An 18,485-nucleotide genomic window follows, 5' to 3' on the forward strand; every position below is an offset into this window, starting at 1 on the left:
TGCCGCGGCGATGAACCGCTCGTACGCCGGTACCTTGGTCGGAGTTTCGTGCGAGGGGGGTCTCATGGACACGGCGGACGCCACCGGACACATACCCGGCGGAGGAGCGGAAGAGCCCGACGGCTTCGCGGAGTTGAGGGAGCGCGAGTTCGGCTACCTCGACGAGGGCGGACACACCTATCTCGACCACACCGGTGCCGGACTTCCCCCGCGCTCCCTCGTCATGGGCAGCGCCCGGCGGATCACCGGCGGACTGTTCGGCAACCCGCACTCCGAGAGCCCGGCCTCCCGCGCCTCCGGGCTCCTGCTGGCCGAGGCGCGCCAGGCGGTGCTCCGGCACTTCAACGCCGATCCCGACGACTACGCCGTGATCTTCACCCCCAACGCGACCGGCGCCCTGCGCCTGGTCGGCGAGGCGTATCCCTTCACCCGCGACAGCAGACTCGTGATGTCGCTCGACAACCACAACTCGGTCAACGGCCTGAGGGAGTACGCGCGGGCGCGCGGAGCCACGACCTTGTACGTGCCCGGCCTGCACATCGACGAGGGACGACTGCTCGCCGCCCTGGCCCCGCACCGCCTGCGGCGGCGGGCCGGCGGCCTGCTCGCCTATCCGGCGCAGAGCAACTTCACCGGCGTCCAGCACTCCCTGGACTGGATCGAGACCGCCCGGGCACACGGCTACGACGTCCTGCTCGACGCGGCGGCCTTCGCACCGACCAACGCCCTGGACCTGAGCCGCCACCGGCCGGACTTCACCGCGGTCAGCTGGTACAAGGTCTTCGGCCACCCCACCGGCATCGGCAGTCTGATCGCCCGGCGCACGGCCCTCGCCAGGCTGCGCCGTCCCTGGTTCTCGGGCGGCACCATCTACGCGGTCAGTGCCCAGGCCCAGTGGCACGTCCTCGCCACCGACGAGGCCGCCTTCGAGGACGGCACCGTCAACTTCCTGTCGCTGCCCGACGTGACCGCCGGACTCGCCTGGATCGACGGCATCGGCATGGACCGCGTACACGCCCATGTCGCTGCCCTCACCGACCAACTGCTCACCGGTTTACGGGCCTTGACGCACAGCGACGGCTCCCCGCTGGTCCGGGTGTACGGCCCCGACCGTGCCGGCGCGGACCGCGGCGGCACGGTCGCGCTGAACGTGCTCGGAGCGGACGGCCGGATCGTCGACGAACGCGTCGTCACGCGCGACAGCGCCGCTCACGGCATATCCCTGCGCACGGGCTGCTTCTGCAATCCCGGCGCCGGGGAAGAGGCGTTCGCCCTGCCACTGAACCGACTGCGCTCGGCGGCCCGCCGGCAACTCGGCTCACTTGAGGAGTACTTGGAGCTGCTGCGGCTGCCGACGGCGGGTGCCGTGCGGGTCTCGCTGGGCGTGTCGTCCCAGCCCAGGGACATCGAGACGTTCCTGACGTTCGTGACGAAGACCTACCGGGACCGGGTGCCGGGGGTGACCGGGCTGGCCGCCCGGGAGGGCTGCTGAGCCCCTGCCCGGGGATCACCGTCCCGACCGGCTCCGCGCCGCGCCGTCCCGGCACTTGCGCACCAGAACCGCCCAGGTCCAGGCCAGGAACAGCAGCGCGAAGCCCGCCAGGACCAGCCAACCGCGGCTCGCCGGATGCCCGAACGAGTCCCCGTACGACTCCAGGAGCGGCGGCCCCGACGGCGAGCCGCCCGCCCGCCACAGCGACGCCAGCCCCACCCCGCTGCCCAGCGCCTCGAACGCCCAGCGATTGGTCATCGCCCAGCTGATCGCCTGCCCGGCCACCGTCATCCGGGGTACCGGCACGAAGGCGCCCGAGAACAGCACCTGGGGGAAACAGAGCAACGGCAGCATCAGCGTCGCCTGTCCCGGCTCCGACACCGCGGCCGACGCGAGCAGTCCGAGTGCGAGGGCGGCGGCGGAGGCCAGCACACTGGACGCGAACAGCGAGCCGTACGTGTCCCAGCCCGCCGCGGGCAGCCGGTCCAGGGCGCGCAGCACGATCAGCAACAACGCGTCCGCGACCGCGAGTACCGGCAGCATCGTCGTCAGCTTCGAGGCGACGTACGGGCCGATCCGCAGCCCCGCGAGCCATTCACGACGCAGGACCGGCAGCTCGGTGCAGATCTGCAGCAGGCCGTACGTCAGCCCGAAGAAGAACGCGCCGAACGCGATCCAGAACATGATCATCGCCGTGGAGCCCGGATCAGGCGCCGCCCGGTCGAACGCGCCGGCCCGGAACAGCACCGCGAACATCGCCACGATCATCACCGGCGAGCCCGCCAGGACGGCGACCGAGAGACGGTTGTGCAGCATCAGCGCGGTACCGCGCCGGGTGAGCAGCGTCCACTGACGGAGGGCGCCGACAGGAGCCGGGCGCCTGGACGGTGACGGGCTGTCAGCCGGGCCGATGTCATCGGGACCGGCGCGTTCGACCCGCACACCGCCCGCCACCGCCTCATACACCTCCTCCACGGTGCCGACCCCGAACGCCTCGCACAGCGCGGCCGGTTCACCCGCGTACGCGACCTCCCCGCCGGAGGACAGGAACACGATCTGATCGGCGCGGAGCAGATCGGCGAGGACATGCGTGGTCAGCACGACGGTGGTGCCGTCCTCGGCCAGTGCCCGCAGGGTGCGCAGCAGGGCCGCGCCCGTGACCGGGTCGAGCCCGGACGTCGGCTCGTCGAGGAAGAGCACCCTGGGGCGGGTGAGCAACTCGACGGCGATACTGGCCCGTTTGCGTTCACCGCCGCTCAGCGCACGCACCGGAGTCTCCGCCCGCTCCGCCAGTCCGAGCGTGTCCAGCACTTGCTCGACGGTTTCGAGTACGGTCCCGGCCGGCGTCCCCGGAGGCATCCGCAGCCCCGCCGCGTACACCAGCGTGCGGCGCAGCGGCAGCTCGCGGTGGATGATGTCCTCCTGCGGCACGAACCCGAACTCCGGCCCCGGCGGCCCGGGTTGCGCCCCGTCGTGCAGCACCTCGCCCTCGGTCGGAGCGCTCAGCCCGGCCAGCGTCTGCAACAGCACGGTCTTTCCGGCGCCGCTGCTCCCGGCGATCACCGTGAGCTGTCCGGGCGGCACGTCGACCGATATCCCGTTCAGTACCCGCCCCGCCCCACGGACGTCCCGGCTCACCCGACGTGCCCGCAGCCGCAGGCCGTTGGCGGACGGGCGGGGTGTTTCGACGGATGCGCGGGGGTGCGGGGGTGGCGTCGACATGGGGGCAGCATGTCAGGCCGGGGCCGGATCCGTCCGTGGGTGGGCGACTCAGCCGCGGGCGAATTCGAGGAGGTCGGCGTCGAAGCGGTCCGCGAACTCGGGGACCATCGCCAGGCCGTGCGGAGCGCCCGGGTAGACCTTGAGGACGGCGTCCTTGACGAGCTGCGACGACTTCTCCGCGGACGCCACGATGGGGACGATCTGGTCGTCGTCGCCGTGCGCGATCAGGGTGGGGATGTCGAACGTCTTCAGGTCCTCGGTGAGATCGGTCTCGGAGAACGCCTTGATGCAGTCGTAGGCCCCCTTGATACCCACCGTCATGCTCCAGAGCCAGAACTCCTCGCGGGTCCCCTCGGAGACCTTCGAACCGTCACGGTTGGCACCGTAGAACGGGGCGCTGAGGTCCTTGTAGAACTGGGAACGGTCCGCGAGGACGCCTTGCCGGAGCCCGTCGAAGACATCCATCGGCAGCCCCTCCGGGTTCGCCTCCGTCTTCAGCATCAACGGGGGGATCGCGCCGAGCAGGACCGCCTTGGCGACCCGGCTCGTGCCGTGCCGGCCGATGTAGCGGGTGACCTCCCCGCCACCGGTCGAGTGCCCGACCAGGATCACGTCCCGAAGGTCGAGGGTCTCGATGACCGACGCCAGGTCGTCGGCGTACGTGTCCAGCTCGTTCCCGTCCCAGGGCTGGCCTGAGCGCCCGCCCCCGCGCCGGTCGTGGGCCACGGCCCGGAAGCCGTTGTCCGCCATCAGCTTCAGCTGCGGATCCCACGCGTCCGCGGTCAGCGGCCAGCCGTGGGAGAACACCACCGGCTGCCCCGCCCCCCAGTCCTTGAAGTAGATCTGAGTGCCGTCCTTGGCAGTGGCAAAAGCCATGATCGCTCCTCCAGCACTTGTCCGGGACTTGGCGAGAGCGTCGTGTTTTTCACCCTACGCGCGGCGTCCCGACAAGGCGCGCCGGGCGGACGGCGGCGGGCGGACGGCGGCGGGCGGACGGCGGCGGGGAGCGACGCCGGATGCCCGGTCACACCCCCTGACGACCGCCCCGACCGCCCCGGCCGACCGTGCCCAGCCAGCGCGTCAGGGCCCCGCGTACGTCCTCCGGGTCCGGGTCCTCGGCCGCCCATGCGGCATAACCGTCGGGCCGGACCAGTACGGTCGGGCGCAGACCGGCCGCCGGGGACGCCGTCACCACCCGCTCCGCCCACGGCGCGGCGACCGCAGCGACATCGCGCCCCACCAGCACGAACTTGCCCTCCCGCAAGGCCTCATAGAGCCGAGCCGGCTTCTCCGACAGGCGGAGATCCGGTATCCGGCGGCCGGCGAGCGGATGTGAACCCCGGGGCGCACGGTAGGCGATCCCGATGCCGGAAATACCACGTGACGCCTGCGCCTCCACCACGACCAGCCCGTGCACGACGGTGGCCAGAGCGGCCCGCAGCGCACGGACCAGGGCTGACCCTGCGGTCACCGCCGAGAGCAGTGCGTGACTGACATGCAGCACCGTGCGCCCCACCGGGTGGCGCTCCGCGTGGTAGCTGTCCAGCAGCGCGTCACCGGCCCAGCCCTTCAGGACGGCCGCCAGTTTCCAGCCGAGGTTGGCCGCGTCCTGCATCCCGGTGTTCATGCCCATGCCGCCGGCGGGCGAGTGGATGTGCGCGGCGTCGCCCGCGAGGAACACCCTCCCCTGCCGGTAGCGGGGTACCTGGCGCTCGTCGCTGTGGAACCGGGAGAGCCACCGCGCGTCGTGCATCCCGAGGTCGTCGCCGATCGTGCGTTCCGTGATGTCCCGGACGTCCTCCAGGGTGACCGGCGCGTCGTCGGGCAGCTGCCGGTGCCGGTCCCAGCCGATGATCCGGTACCAGCCTTCCCCGAACGGCGCGAAGAAGGTGAAACCCTGGTCGTTCGAGCTGAAGTTGAAGATCTCGTCCGGTGCGCGGTCGAGCAGTACGTCCGCCAGCATCACGGAGCTGATGGCCGATCTGCCGGGGAACGGCATACCCAGGCTCTGCCGGACGTTGCTGCCCGCGCCGTCCGCACCGACCACGTGACGGGCTCGGAGCACGCCCGTGGTGCCGTCCGGATGGCATACGTCCACGTCGACGCCTTCCGGGTCCTGCCGCAGTCCGGTGACCCGGACCCCACGGAGGATGGTGGCTCCCGTTTCCTCGGTCCGGCGCAGCAGGGACCGCTCGAGCTGCCACTGGGGAATGGTGAGGATGAAGGGAAAACGCGTGCGCAGCCTGGAGAAGTCGATGCTGAGGCGGCCGAACGGCGCAATGCCCGGGTGGGCGTGCCGATCCGGAGCAGTTCGTCGGCCAGGCCCCGGGCGTCGAGCTGTTCCAGGGTCCGCGCGTGCAGACTGAAGGCCCGGCTCAGGTTGGACTCGTGATCGCGTCGCTCCAGCAACGTGACATCGACTCCGGCCTGGGCGAGATCGCCCGTGAGGAGCAGACCGGTCGGGCCGGCCCCGACCACCAGAACGTCGGCGTCCGGGGCCCGCGCCGTTCCGGAGAGGCGCTCGGTGACCTGTCCGCTGTGTCCATGCTTCCGAGTGTCGGCCCGGCTCAGGGGCGCCGCACGGCGAGGTGGCGCTGAGCCCGATCAGCGGCCGTACGGGCGTCCCGTGTGCGGAGGTGCGGGGGCGGCATGCCAGGTGGGCCTCGGACCCGGCAGCCGCCCGGGTCCTGATGCCGGGGCCTCTGCCAGACTGTGGGCGAAGCGGCTACGGGGGTGCAGCTGATGGGGTCGACACGGCCGTCGATGCAGGAGCTGATCGGGCGGCGGCGGAGGGCCGGGTTCGTCGGGCGGGCCGAGGAGCGGGCGGCGTTCCGGCGCAACCTCGACCTGGCGCCCGAGGACGAGCGGCACCGCTTCCTCTTCCATGTCCACGGTGACGCCGGTGTCGGGAAGACCCGTCTGGTACGGGAGTTGGAGCAGATCGCCCGGGAGGCCGGGGCGCTGACCGTGTACGTCGACGAAGGCGTGGCCGGAGTGCCCGAGGCACTGGCGGTGATGGCCCGTCAGTTCGCTGCCCAGGGACGGCGGTTCAAGGAGCTGGAGCGGCTGCTGGCCGCGCACCGGGAGCGGCGGCACGAGGCGGAGGCCGCCCTGGCGGTGGGCGGACCGGAGGACCGGGAGGGGCCGTCGGCGGGGAGCCTCGCCGTGGCGCGGGCGGCGCAGGTGGGGCTGGGGATGGTGCCGGTGGCCGGCGCCTTCGCCGTGGCCCTGGACACCGACCGCCTCGCCCAGGGCACCGACCGGCTCCGGGCCCGTTTCCGCAGCCAGGAGGACGCCCAACTGGTGCTGTCCCCGGAGCGGGTACTGACCCCGGTACTGCTGAACGAGCTGGCCGGCGCGGCCGACACCGCCCCCTGGATCGTCCTGCTCCTCGACACCTACGAGCGCACCGGCCCGTTCCTCGACCCCTGGCTGCACGACGTGATGACCACCGACCGCTACGGCGCCCTTCCCGCCAACGTCGTCGTGGTCACCTCCGGCCAGCACCCCTTCGACACGGCCCGCTGGGGCAGCTTCGCCGACTTCAGAACCGACCTGCCCCTCGGCCCGTTCACCGAGGCGGAGGCCCGGGGGCTGCTCGCGGACAAGGGGGTACGGGACGAGCCGGTGGTCGCCGAGGTGCTGCGGCTCACCGGCGGCCTGCCCGTGCTCGTCACCGCCCTGGCCGAACAGCACCCCACCGACCCGGACGACGTGGGCGACCCCAGCGCCACCGCCGTGGAACGCTTCCTGAAGTGGGAGCCCGATCCGGCCCGCCGGTCCGTGGCACTCGCCTGCGCGCTGCCCCGGCGCCTGGACCTGGACGTCTTCCGGACCGCCGTGGACTGCCCGGACGAGGACGCCGACGCGCTCTTCGACTGGCTGCGCGGCCTGCCGTTCGTCACCGAGCGCCCCGACCGGCTGACCTATCACGACCTGGTCCGTGACGCGATGCTCCGACTGCGCCGACGGCTCTCGCCGCGCGGCTGGACACGGGAGCACGAGAGGCTCGCGGAGGCCTACGGCGGCTGGCGCGAGGAGGCGGCGAACGGCCTGCGTTCCGGCACGGAATGGGACCACGAGCCGTGGCGCGAACTCCTGCTGGAGGAGACGTACCACCGGTTGTGCGCCCGGCCGCAGACCGCTCTGCCGGGAGCGCTGAACACCCTTCTGCCGGCCTGCGCCGCGGATCCGGCGGTCGGCCGCCGCTGGGCGGCCATGGTGGCGGAAGCGGGCATCACCGCCGACGCCCCGGCCGTACGGGACTGGGGCCGCCGCCTGGGCCAGGCCCTCACCGACGGCGTGACCGAGGCCATGGACCTGCTCCTCGCCCGGCCCGATCTGGACAGCGCCGGCCGGGCGCTGGCACATGTCGTCCGGGGCCGGGAACTCCGCAACGTTGGGGACTTCGGCCGCTCCCTGGCCGAGTACGACCGGGCGATCGAACTGGATCCGGAGCGGCCGATGGCCCACTACGGCCGCGGCCTGTGCCGCCGGGCACTGGACGACTTCGACGGTGCCCTCGCCGATCTGGACCGTGCGGACCAACTCGCGCCCGACACCGCGCTGTTCCTCGCGGCCCGGGGCGAGACCCACCGACTGGCGGGCCGGTTCACCGAGGCGCTGGCCGACCTGGACCGGGCCGTCGCCCTGGAACCGGCCGACGCGAGCACCTTGGCCTCCCGGGGTGTGTGCCGACACGCGTTGGAGCAGTACGACGCGGCCCTCGCCGATTTCGACCGCGCGCTGAGCCTCAACCCAGGGCATCTGTGGGCGCGGGTGCGCAGGTCACGGCTGCGTGGCGTCCGGGGCGAGTGGGCCGAGGCCTTCGCCGACCTCGACGAGACGGCCCGGCGCGCGCCCGACTCGCCCTGGATCGCCTCCGAGCGCGGCGACGCCTACCGCCGCGCGGGCCGCTTCGCGGACGCGGTCACCGAACTCACCCGGGCCGCCGGCCTGCTCCCCGACTACCCGTCCGCCCTCGCCGGCCGCGGCGCGGCCCTGCACGAACTGGGCCGCACCGAGGAGGCTTTGACCGACCTCGACCGGGCCATCGAGCTGGACCCCGACTTCGAGTGGGCGATGGAGACGCGGGCCCGGATACGGCTCCGGCTCGGCGAAGGGGACCAGCGCCTGCCCGGCGGATCGATCACGTGACGGCGCTCGAAAACCGGTGGAGCGGCGCCGCCGTGCGCCGTTACCGTGCTGCCCAGCCAAGTCGTCCAGGCAAGGACGTGCCGTTGTACACCGTGTGAGACCTCCCGAGAGCTGATCTGTCGCGCGTCGCGCAAGCGCGCCGCGCTCCTTTTTGCTGCGGATTTCTCACTGAAACCGGTGTACTTCTGTGCTCAATAGCTGGGTGGTCATGCCCACCTGCCTGCCGACCGTTCTCCGTCGCTGCCACGCGTGTGCGTCCGAGCGCTTCCGGGTGAACGGCAAGTTCCGTGTCAACGCACACCACAAACTCCTCGACGCCTGGCTCCTCGTGCTCTGCACCGCCTGCGGGGACACGGCGAAGCTCACGGTCCTGGAGCGGATGAACGTCCGCTCCGTACGGCCCGAACTGCTGGACCGGATGCACGACAACGATCCAGGCCTGGCAGCCGAGCTGCTCCAGGATCCGCTCCTGCGGCGCCGCAATCGCATCGCCCTCGACTGGGACGACGCATGGCGCCTCGACACCGGCGGATCGGATCACCTGGACCACGAGGTGATCGACGTTTCGGTCCGCTTCGCGGCGCCGATCCCCGTCCGGCCGGTACGACTGATCGCCGACGGTTGCGGTCTTTCGCGGGCCCAGGTCGAGCGACTGATCACGGAGGGGAAGCTCGTTTCGGCGGTCCGGCTGAGCGGCAGGCTCTCCGACGACTTCACCTTCACGCTCAAGCGCTGAGCCCTCCCGCGACCACGGGCCTGTCCGGCATCATCCGCCGGACAGGCCCGGAAACGCCGTGACGGTCCGCGTGAAGCGGTCGGCGCCGTCCAGCCACGGGTAGTGTCCGGCTCACGGCTGGATCACGAGCCGAGGCGCGTCCCTGCCCAACCTGGGCCGCCAGGACGATGCCCTCAGCGACCTGAACCGTGCCCTTGCGCTGGACCCCGGCTACACCTGAGCCCTGGCGATGCGGGCCCGGGTACGGCGCCGGCTGGGCGACCTGCCGGGCATGCACGAGGACCTGCGTCGAGCCGTCGTGGCGGATCCCGACACCGACTGGATCCGCCGGGAGCTCGCGGAGACCTGAGTCCCGGGTTCAGCCGAGGCCACGATAGGCGAAGCGCAGTGGTTGGCCGGTGGGGTTGCCGTGCGCGTCAAGGTGCCAGGCCGCCAGATGATCGGCATTGGTGTCCACGCCGATCAGGCCGTTCGCGCGGGCCGCCTCCAGCGGCACCGTCGAGGTGGGTGGGATGGTCCAGGACGCGGTCAGGTACCAGCGGCCGCGCTGCACGTCTTCGTGGATGCGGTAGGCCACGGCCCGGTGGGCGGTGACGCGGTCGGCCCACTGCTCGGCCCGGTGCGCGAACGACACCTTCCCGGCGAGGACGTACCGGCCGTGCGGCGCGTTGGCCAGATGCGCCAGTGGTGCGGGGAGCTTGAGGGAGACCTCGCCGTCGGGCGTGACGCGGATGGTCTCGTTGCCGTGGCGCTTGCCGGACTCGCCGTCGGCCTCAAGGAACCGGCGTTCGGCATGCCACCGGTGCCGCCACTGCTCGTGGGTGAGGTGGGCGGTCTCCAGATGGTGGCGGGTCTTCAGCAGTCGCTTGCCGCCGCGCACCACGTGCACGACCCCGGCCTGCCAGTCGGCCCGCGCCGAGCGGAGCCGGTCTTCGAGGACGTGCAGGCGGCGTGACTTGGCGAACCACTCCTGCCTGCTGTGATATCCGCCAGGAGCTCGTTTGGACCCCTTCTCGCCGATCGGCAGGGACAGCCGATGCCTGATGGTGCGCACCCCCGCCTGGAGGCTGTGGATGTGCGCGAGCCGGCCGCGGCGGGCGAGGGCCCACTGGTCGTGGGTGGCCTTCGTGATGGACCCGGCCCAGCGCGAGGAGGACTCCCCAGTCAGGACACGCTTGCGCTGTGCCCACTGCTCGCTGTCGTGCTGCAGCCCGGCCGCACACCGCGCCTTCAGATCACGGGAAGCCAGTGTGCCGAGAAGGTCGCCGACCATGCCGAGCACTTTCTCGTCCCCGGCGGTCAGGCCCTTGAGCCGGGTACGGACCGCGACGCCCGAGGGGCCGGGCACCACGAACGACGCCACCATCTCCCGCAGTCCACCCACCCCATGTCACCCCCGGTCCGGCATCGCAGAACTCCGTCACCACACCCAACGACCACCATCGCCGAAGGTCACGCATTCGATGCGAGAACTCCCGTTCCCCACCGGCGCAAGTGCGCCTGCCACCGCCGGGAGGCTCACTCCCGTGTGCCAGAACGCACTCAAATGCCGTCAACCCCCAACCTGTTCACAACCCTCCCCTGCCGTCCCCGTCGATCACTCGCCGGAGTGAATATGCCGAACTCAACTGGCGCGGAGGGGCAGTTGTGCGGCAGCGTCTGCCGCGACAGGTCCAGACATACTTCGGCCCCCGCCGGGACTGCCATCCCACTGCGAGGGCCTGATCATCAAGGAAGAAAGCACCTTCCCCATGACTGCCCAGCAGCCTAGCGCGCCCGCGCCCGCCAAGACCCGGCATTCCCACTCCGGCGTCACCCATGTGAGGGAACGCCTCGAAGGCAACTTCACCGTGATCAGCAACGAACTGCTCCAGCACCCGGAGTTGTCGTCCATGGCGAGGGGCATCGGGAGTTACATCCAGTCGCTGCCCGAGGGGGCCCCGGTTGGCATCAAGGCGCTGGCCGAGCAGCTGCCCGAGGGCGAGATCCGGATCGCCGCCGCCCTGCGCGAGTTGGAGAAGTACGGGTTCCATCTGCGCACGAAGGAGCGTCTTCCCTCGGGGCAGGTCGTGACCCGGACGTTCGCGTACAACAGGCCGCGGCGGGCTGTGGTCGAAGCCGCCCGAGCCCCCGAACCAAAGCCGAAGACTCCCGTCCCGCCGAGGACACCGCGGGGCCCCCGCAAGGCCGCCGACCTGCTCGCCGGGCTCCGTGCGCACGACTCCCGGCTGCTCCTCAGCGAGCGGGACGTACACCGGCTGACACCGGCCGTCTCGGGGTGGCTGGAGCGTGGCGTACCGCCCACGGCCGTCGTACGCGTGCTCACGGCCGACCTGCCACAGGATCCGATCAAGCACCCGGCTGCCTTCCTCGCCCACCGCCTCACCAACCTCCTGCCCCCGGCCATCCCTCTCCTGGCCATTCCACCGCCGTCCCGCCCTGCCCTCCGCCCGGACCCCTGGCAGACCTGCGACGGCTGCGAGCGCGCGTTCCGTGCCGACGGGCCGGGGCGGTGCCGGGACTATCGTGCGGTCGGCGCGGTCGCCTAGGTAAAGAGGGACGCGAGAAGTGAGCTCCGTGACAAGCGCCGCCAAGGCGCCGCGCCGCCGACTGCCCGGGTACCGTACGAGGACCGAGCCACCCGCACCGGAGGCCACCGTGAGCGCCCAGACCGACGGCCCGATCGAACCGCTGATCCCCATGCCCGAGCTCACCCCGGACGCTCTACGGGCGGCGGTCGCGCGGATCGCCCCGAGTCGGATCCCGGCTCTCACGCAGCACCTCTTCGAGGCCACGACGAACGCCCAGCAGACCCAGAGCCTTGCGCCGCTGCGAGCCTTCGTGCACTCGTGGGCCGTTTTTGTGGCGATTCAACGCCGCCCGGAGCGCGCCGCACGCCTGCACGAGCTGGAGCGGCTTATTGACGAGGGGGAGCAGGACCCGACGGCCGCCATTACCGAGATCCGGATGATCTGGGAGACAGCCGAGGCGGAGGCCGGGCTGTGACGGACTCGGCCTGGGACTACAACCCGAGCGCCGAGTATGTAACGGACGGCCTACCACCAGGCGTCGTAGCCGAGATTGAGCGTCTCGCGACGGAACTCGCCGCCCTTGGCCAGGACTCCGTGAAGGTCGGAAGGCCCTTGGACCGAGAGGGTGGACTGCGTCAGTTCGACCTCTTTGGCGGGCGCGGCTTCATGAGCTTCCTGCCGGTACCGCGCCACGAGGGCATCTACGTCTGCAACATCACATGGCACGGCTGACCACGCAGCGCACCTCCTAACCGATCCCCACCCACTCCCGACCTGGCCGAAACCCGGTCACCCGGGACCACACAACCCACACTTCGCATACCTAACTGCACCCTGAACGGAACGTTCCCGGTCGATTACAGTGCTGAGCTGTCGTACGTACGGACGGTGCCCGTGAGGAGGTCATGGTGGGTGCGACATCGGGTGCCGTCTGGGGTCGTGCCGAGCAGCAGGACTTCCGGGGCAGGGTGCGGGGGACTCTGCTCGGCAGCGCGGTCGGGGATGCGTTGGGCGGGCCTGTGGACGGGCTGACGCTGGAGGAGATCCGGGGGGCGTACGGGCCCGAAGGGCTGGTCGACCTCGGGTTCGGGTACGGGCGGCGCGGCACCGTGACCCATCACACGCAGCTCACCCTCTTCACCGTGGACGGGTTGATAAGAGCCCAGGTCAGGAGGGACACGGGGGCCTGGCATCCGCCCACCGACCTGCACCGGGCCTATCTGCGGTGGGCCGCCACCCAGCGGGACTGGGGGCCCGACGAGCGGCGGAAGGAGGACGGGTGGCTGGCCCGGGAGGAGTGGCTGTACGCGCGGCGGGATCCCACGCGGTCGCTGCTGCTCGGGCTCGGGGACGAGACCATGGGGACCCTGGAGTCGCCGAAGAACCCGGACGACATGGGGCCGGAGGCCGTCGCCCGGTCCGCGCCGTTCGGGCTGCTCGTGGGGTGGGAGCCGCAGCTCGTCGTACAGCTGGCGGTGGAGTGCGCGGCGCAGACGCACGGGCATCCGACGTCCTGTCTGTCGGCCGGTGCGTACGCCGTGATCGTGCACGGGCTGGCGCGCGGCCAGTCCCTCGACGGGTCGGTCCAGCAGGCCCTCGCCCTGCTCGCCGCCCGCCCGGGGCACCAGCCCGTCTCGGACGCGCTGCAGCATGCCCTCGGTGCCGTACGGCAGGGCATGCCCTCCCCGGCGCGGGTCGAGGAGCTGGCCGGGGACGGTGCCGCGGACGGGATGCTCGCCGCCGCCGTCTACTGCGCGCTCGTCGGTGAGGACGTACGGCACGGGCTGTGCCTGGCCGTGAACCAGGCCGGTCCCTCCGCCGTCGCCGGAGCCCTCACCGGCGGCCTCCTCGGCGCCCTGCACGGCGAGACGGCCCTCCCGCCGGCCTGGGTGGCCGAGCTGGAGGGCCGTCCCACGATCCTGGAGCTGGCCGACGACTTCGCGATGGAGATGACCCAGGGGCCGGCCCTGCACAACCCGGCGGGCGCGGCTCCGGGGTGGCTGCTGCGTTACCCGCGGGGCGGCTGAGCGGCCCCGCTTCAGGTGGCGCGACGAACTCTGACCATGGTGGGTTCGAAGTCGTAGACGAGGCTGTTGATCCGCAGGCCGTCGACGGCCCCGATCCACATGTAGTCGCGGCCCTTGCTCACCGCGGCGGAGTAGATGACCGGCTGCGTGCCGCCGTCGTTGAGTGCGGTCAGCAGATCCTGGAAGGTGCACTGGTGGGACAGCGAGCAGTTGGTCGCGGTTCCCGCGGCGCCCGTGAGGAACCACGTGCCGGTCGTGGTGGCGTCCAGGTAGGGACTCCACCGGTTCAGGTCCGTCGTCGGCAGGGCGGGCGGGTTCCACACCATCGAGGAGTAGGTGCTGGGGGTCGCGGTGAGGTTCGGATTGATCTCGAACCTGATGTTCGGCAGGTTCGCGGCGCCGCCGTAGGACACGTTCTCGCCGGTCTGGAAGACGTGGAAACCGACCTGGCGCAGTCCCAGTACCGGGGCACCGAAGAAGTCGACCTCGTTGCCGAAGTCGGCGGCCTCACTGGGCGGGGTGAGGGAGGTGGAGTGGTCCGCCACCTCGATGCCGAGGCTGCCGCGTCCGAAGGGCGGTCTCGCGGAGGGGCCCGTCACGCCGAACGAGCCGAACGGGCCGTTCCGCAGGGCGGCGACGGGCGAGCCGATCGTGTTGCGGGTGATGACGCCCCAGTGGTCGGAGCGCCCCCATTTCGTGTCGGTGTCGGTGTCGGTGTGGGTGACGGTGGTGGCCGATACCGGGGCGGCCGAGGCGGCGATCGCGACCAGTGCCGTGATCCCGAGCGCCGCCTTCCGTTTCACCCCGAAGCGAGCTTTCACGCTCACTCCTTTCGTGGTCCTTGCATGGCGCACGCCAGGCTAAGGACTCCCGGAACCGAAACCATCACGACGCACCAGTGATATGTGCTGATTAATCACGATGATGGAGTCGGTCAGTCCTGGGCCGGAGTTCCCGCCGGAGCCTGCGCCGCCACCGGCACCGTCGCCGCCGTGCTGTCGCCGTCCGTGTTGACGGTCTCGATGACCGCCAGGCGTTCCGGGGTGTCCTCCGGCTTCAGGTAGCCGATGAGGATGTAGAGGACCAGGGAGACGGCCAGCGGGATCGAGACCTGGTACTGGAGCGGGACCCCGCCGTCCACGTTCCAGTTGATCGGGTAGTTGACCAGCCAGAACGCCAGCAGGCCCATGGACCAGCTGACCAGCGCCGCCGTCGGGCCGGAGCGGCGGAACGGGCGGAGCAGGCCCAGCATCATCGGGATCGCGATCGGGCCCATCAGACCGGCCACCCACTTGATGACCACCGTGATGATGTCCTTGAAGGTGGGGGAGTTGACCTGGGTGGCCACCGCCATGGACAGGCCGAGGAAGACGACCGTGGTGACGCGGGCCGCGATCAGGCCGGAGCGTTCGGTCCAGGACCGCGCCTGCCGCGACAGGACCGGGGCCACGTCCCGGGTGAAGACGGCCGCGATCGCGTTGGCGTCCGAGGAGCACATCGCCATCGTGTGCGAGAAGAAGCCGACGACGACCAGGCCCAACAGGCCGTGCGGGAGGAGCTGTTCGGTCATCAGGCCATAGGAGTCGGAGCCGTCCGGCTTCTGCGCGTGGACCAGGAGCGGGGACATCCACATGGGGAAGAAGAGGACCACCGGCCAGACCAGCCAGAGGGCGGCGGAGAGGCGGGCCGAGCGTTCGGCCTCGCGCGGGCTGCCCGTCGCCATGTAGCGCTGGGCCTGGTTGAGCATGCCGCCGTTGTACTCGAAGAGCTTGATGAACAAGAAAGCCAGCAGGAACACCGTGCCGTACGGGCCCACCAGCGGCTTGCCGTGGCCGTGCAGGGCCGGCTGGTCCCAGGCGTCGAAGAAGCCGATGCCCTTGTCGTTCAGTTTCAGGACGACGGCCACGAACATCGAGATGCCGGCCAGCAACTGGATGACGAACTGGCCGAGTTCGGTCAGCGCGTCCGCCCACAGGCCGCCGATCGTGCAGTAGACCGCGGTGATCGCGCCGGTGATGAGGATGCCCTGGTTGAGGGTGACCCCCGTGAACACGGACAGCAGCGTCGCGATCGCCGCCCACTTCGCGCCCACGTCCACGATCTTCAGCAGCATGCCGGACCAGGCCAGCGCCTGCTGGGTCTTCAGGTCGTAGCGGTTCTTCAGGTATTCGAGCGGGGAGGCCACATGGAGGCGGGAGCGGAGGCGGTTGATGCGCGGGGCGAACAGCTTGGAGCCGATCGCGATGCCGAGCGCGATGGGGAAGGACCAGGTGACGAACGACGTCACGCCGTAGGTGTAGGCGATGCCCGCGTATCCGGTGAACATCACCGCGCTGTAGCCCGACATGTGGTGCGAGATGCCGGAGAGCCACCAGGGCATCTTCCCGCCGGCCGTGAAGAAGTCGCTGACGTTGTCCACCCGCTTGTGCGACCAGACACCGATCGCGACCATCACACCGAAGTAGCCGATGAGCACGGCCCAGTCGAGCCCGTTCATGCGCCCCCCTTCCAGGGTCCACCTTGTGAACTCCGCTCAGCTGGCTGGCACTTCGCATAAGCGGAGCGAGGACGGGGAAGGCCGCGAAGTGCCCGCTCATCGTGGGTTCGTTTACGAGGGCACGACAAGCGGGCGTAAGGTCAAGGCGAAGTAAAATCGTTCGGCTTGCTGACCTTGATTTATGTACATGAACGGGCGGGTTGGCTGGAATCAGTGCCTCAGTGCATCAGCTCCCCCGCGTTGACCAGCAGCGACTGGCCCGTGATGGCCCGCGCCCGGTCCGACGCCAGGAACACCGCCGCGTCCGCCACGTCCCCGTCCGTCGCCAGGTCCGGCAGTGCCATCCGCCCGGTCAGCCGCCCCAGCACCTCGTCCTCCGGCACGCCCTCCGTGTGCGCCGTGAACTGCACGTACGCCTGCACCGGCGGCCCCCACATCCAGCCCGGCAGCACCGTGTTGACCCGGATCCGGTGCGGTCCCAGCTCCCGGGCCAGCGAGTACATCGCGCTGGTCAGCGCCCCCTTCGAGGCGGCGTACGCGGCCTGTCGCACCTGCGAGGGCGCGGCGACGGCGGACTGGGTGCCGATGAAGACGACCGAGCCGCCCCCGGCGGCCTTCAGCCCCGGCAGGCAGGCCCGGGTCATCCGCAGCGTCCCCAGCAGGTTCACGTCGATGACCGAGGCCCAGGTCGCGAAGTCGGCGTCCTCGACCCCGCCGAAGTAGGAGTCCCAGGCGGCGACATGGACCACCGCGTCGATCCCGCCGAACCGCTCGCGGGCTAGCGCGGCCAGCGCCTCGCACTGGCCCTCGTCGGTGATGTCGGTGGGCAGGTACGCGGTCCGGGTGCCCTCCGGATCGATCCCGGCCGCGCTCTTCGCGAGGTTCGCCTCGGTCCGTGCACCCAGTACCGCTTTCCCGCCGTCCCGTACGACGGCCGCGGCGACCTGGTGCCCGAGCCCGGCGCCGACTCCCGAGACGACGACGGTCTTGCCCGTGAGCAGCGACATCGATGACCTCCGGTTCACCCACCTGTGTCTGACGGACCGTCAGAGTAAGGGCGGGGGCGGGAGGGCGGAAGGGGGCCGGGGCGGCGGTCCGTAACGGCGACGGCTCCGCCCTGGGGGCGGAGCCGTCGGATGTTCAGGTGGCCTCGGGAGAGGCTCAGGACTTGCGGGTCCGGCGGGTGGCGAAGAGCGTGCCGGCGCCGAGCGCGATCACCAGGGCGGCGCCGCCGGCGATCAGGGGCGTCGAGGAACTGGCGCCGGTCTCGGCCAGCGGCGGGGTGCTGGTGCTGGGGGAGGGCGCCGGGGTGGTGGGCGGCGGCGTCTTCATCGGGGGGACGTGGGACGTGGTGGGCGGGGTGGAGGAGGAGGCCGGCGGGGTGGAGGACGCGGGGGTGGAGGGCGTCGGGGTGGCCGGTGCGGAGCTCTCCGGGGCGGGCGGCTGGCTTGCCGGTGTCGACGCGGAGGGCGTGGGGGATTCCGGCTGGGCGGGGGTGCACGCCTTGTCGCCGCCGTTCCAGGCGGCTATGAGGTGGTACGGGGTGACGACGTTGCCGGGCTCGTAGGGTGCGGGGCCGTGCCCGTCCCCCGACTTGCCGTCGTAGACGACGTCGTCGCCGTACAGGTCGATCTGCCCGTAGCAGTCGGGGCTCTTCACGGCCAGCTTCTGCCAGGTCCGCTTGGCGTCGTCGCTGCCCGCGACGTCGTCGGCGGTGAGGTACACCGTGGCGTGGTCGACGAGCGTCTGGTGGCCGGAGGTGTACCAGTTGGAGCCCTCGGTGGTGTACTCGGCCAGCGACACCGGGTACGTGCAGCCGGCGCCGACGTTCTGCCCGGGGGCGAGACGCACCTCGACCGTGCCGGGGGCGGAGTCCCACTGGTGGAAACCGCCCTGGGAGGTCCAGTCGGCGCCGACCGGGTTTCCGTCGGCGTCGACGATGCGGTACTGCACGGTGGCCGTCTGGCAGTCACTCGCGGTGGTGGCGCTCGCGGTCGTGGCCCCGGCGAGGGGTGCGGCGGCGAGGAAAGCGGTTGCGGCGAGGACGGCCGACGTTCTGGGGCGTGAGAAGCGCGTCAAGATGTGCCCTTGCGGAAACTAGGTGTGGGAGGTGGTCGTGTGCGAGGGGTGTGCACAGGCCGGCGGAAGGCGACGTGGCTCAACCCTGGCGTCACTTCACTCATTGTGGTGGCAGTGAGGATCCGCATTCTCGCCACCTTGATGACGTCCGTCAATCTCTTGCGAATTGAACAACACCTCCCGCACCGTCGGCCGGCTCCGCCGCCCTCTCGTAATCTGACGCACAGTCAGCTAAACCGGAGTC

General features: G+C 71.1%; 15 protein-coding genes and 2 pseudogenes. 8 read left to right on the plus strand and 9 right to left on the minus strand.

Annotated features, from left to right (window positions below; genetic code table 11):
* The first annotated feature begins 64 nt into the window (after positions 1-64).
* On the plus strand, positions 65-1,492 hold the full coding sequence (locus tag EDD90_RS31005) for an aminotransferase class V-fold PLP-dependent enzyme (protein WP_123976213.1): 1,428 nt from the start codon (positions 65-67) through the stop codon (positions 1,490-1,492).
* 15 nt (positions 1,493-1,507) lie between these two features.
* On the opposite strand, the gene EDD90_RS31010 is transcribed toward EDD90_RS31005, so the two are convergent.
* The 4 genes and pseudogenes from EDD90_RS31010 to EDD90_RS58645 form a co-directional block, all read right to left on the minus strand.
* Positions 1,508-3,214, minus strand: a complete 1,707-nt coding sequence (locus EDD90_RS31010) for an ATP-binding cassette domain-containing protein (RefSeq protein WP_123976214.1) — start codon at positions 3,212-3,214, stop codon at positions 1,508-1,510.
* Positions 3,215-3,262: 48 nt separating this feature from the next.
* Positions 3,263-4,090, minus strand: coding sequence for an alpha/beta fold hydrolase (locus tag EDD90_RS31015; RefSeq protein ID WP_123976215.1), 828 nt, complete (start codon positions 4,088-4,090; stop codon positions 3,263-3,265).
* A 148-nt stretch (positions 4,091-4,238) separates the two neighbouring features.
* Positions 4,239-5,495 (minus strand): FAD-dependent monooxygenase, encoded by a 1,257-nt coding sequence (locus EDD90_RS31020; RefSeq protein ID WP_311737280.1) that lies wholly within the window; start codon positions 5,493-5,495, stop codon positions 4,239-4,241.
* Between the two features lie 59 nt (positions 5,496-5,554).
* A pseudogene (locus EDD90_RS58645) lies at positions 5,555-5,692 on the minus strand (FAD-dependent monooxygenase); the annotation flags it as partial.
* A gap of 264 nt (positions 5,693-5,956) precedes the next feature.
* Here EDD90_RS58645 and EDD90_RS58650 point away from each other — a divergent pair.
* The 3 genes from EDD90_RS58650 to EDD90_RS31035 all read left to right on the plus strand — a co-directional run bounded on the left by EDD90_RS58650 (position 5,957) and on the right by EDD90_RS31035 (position 9,456).
* Positions 5,957-8,371: a tetratricopeptide repeat protein gene (locus tag EDD90_RS58650; protein ID WP_123976216.1), complete on the plus strand. Its 2,415-nt coding sequence runs from the start codon at positions 5,957-5,959 to the stop codon at positions 8,369-8,371.
* A 187-nt stretch (positions 8,372-8,558) separates the two neighbouring features.
* Positions 8,559-9,107, plus strand: coding sequence for a DUF1062 domain-containing protein (locus EDD90_RS31030; RefSeq protein ID WP_123976217.1), 549 nt, complete (start codon positions 8,559-8,561; stop codon positions 9,105-9,107).
* A gap of 229 nt (positions 9,108-9,336) precedes the next feature.
* The gene (locus tag EDD90_RS31035; RefSeq protein WP_123976218.1) at positions 9,337-9,456 is read left to right on the plus strand and encodes a tetratricopeptide repeat protein; all 120 of its coding nucleotides are present in this window, start codon (positions 9,337-9,339) and stop codon (positions 9,454-9,456) included.
* A gap of 24 nt (positions 9,457-9,480) precedes the next feature.
* Here EDD90_RS31035 and EDD90_RS31040 read toward each other — a convergent pair.
* A pseudogene (locus EDD90_RS31040) lies at positions 9,481-10,491 on the minus strand (IS200/IS605 family accessory protein TnpB-related protein); the annotation flags it as partial.
* A 367-nt stretch (positions 10,492-10,858) separates the two neighbouring features.
* On the opposite strand from EDD90_RS31040, the gene EDD90_RS31045 reads away from it, so the two are divergent.
* From EDD90_RS31045 to EDD90_RS31060, 4 genes are all read left to right on the plus strand, one after another.
* Positions 10,859-11,656 carry a helix-turn-helix domain-containing protein gene (locus EDD90_RS31045; RefSeq protein ID WP_185149279.1) on the plus strand — a complete coding sequence of 266 codons (798 nt, stop codon included), beginning with the start codon at positions 10,859-10,861 and terminating at the stop codon, positions 11,654-11,656.
* A gap of 19 nt (positions 11,657-11,675) precedes the next feature.
* Positions 11,676-12,113 carry a DUF6247 family protein gene (locus EDD90_RS31050; protein ID WP_398926010.1) on the plus strand — a complete coding sequence of 146 codons (438 nt, stop codon included), beginning with the start codon at positions 11,676-11,678 and terminating at the stop codon, positions 12,111-12,113.
* Positions 12,110-12,370, plus strand: coding sequence for a hypothetical protein (locus EDD90_RS31055; protein WP_123976220.1), 261 nt, complete (start codon positions 12,110-12,112; stop codon positions 12,368-12,370). The genes EDD90_RS31050 and EDD90_RS31055 overlap by 4 nt, the downstream gene beginning before the upstream one ends.
* A 176-nt stretch (positions 12,371-12,546) precedes the next feature.
* On the plus strand, positions 12,547-13,665 hold the full coding sequence (locus tag EDD90_RS31060) for an ADP-ribosylglycohydrolase family protein (protein ID WP_123981855.1): 1,119 nt from the start codon (positions 12,547-12,549) through the stop codon (positions 13,663-13,665).
* 11 nt (positions 13,666-13,676) lie between these two features.
* Here EDD90_RS31060 and EDD90_RS31065 read toward each other — a convergent pair whose 3' ends face one another.
* The 4 genes from EDD90_RS31065 to EDD90_RS31080 form a co-directional block, all read right to left on the minus strand.
* A complete protein-coding gene (locus EDD90_RS31065) occupies positions 13,677-14,486 on the minus strand; it encodes a hypothetical protein (protein ID WP_260328201.1) in 810 nt (269 codons plus the stop codon).
* A 113-nt stretch (positions 14,487-14,599) separates the two neighbouring features.
* Positions 14,600-16,162, minus strand: a complete 1,563-nt coding sequence (locus EDD90_RS31070; RefSeq protein WP_123976221.1) for a sodium:solute symporter family protein — start codon at positions 16,160-16,162, stop codon at positions 14,600-14,602.
* Positions 16,163-16,380: 218 nt separating this feature from the next.
* Complete coding sequence (locus EDD90_RS31075) at positions 16,381-17,169, minus strand: SDR family oxidoreductase (protein ID WP_123976222.1); 789 nt, start codon at positions 17,167-17,169, stop codon at positions 16,381-16,383.
* A gap of 154 nt (positions 17,170-17,323) precedes the next feature.
* Positions 17,324-18,241 (minus strand): LAETG motif-containing sortase-dependent surface protein, encoded by a 918-nt coding sequence (locus EDD90_RS31080; RefSeq protein WP_123976223.1) that lies wholly within the window; start codon positions 18,239-18,241, stop codon positions 17,324-17,326.
* Positions 18,242-18,485: the final 244 nt, after the last annotated feature.

It is taken from the genome of Streptomyces sp. Ag109_O5-1 (assembly GCF_003814875.1).
Classification (GTDB): domain Bacteria; phylum Actinomycetota; class Actinomycetes; order Streptomycetales; family Streptomycetaceae; genus Streptomyces; species Streptomyces sasae.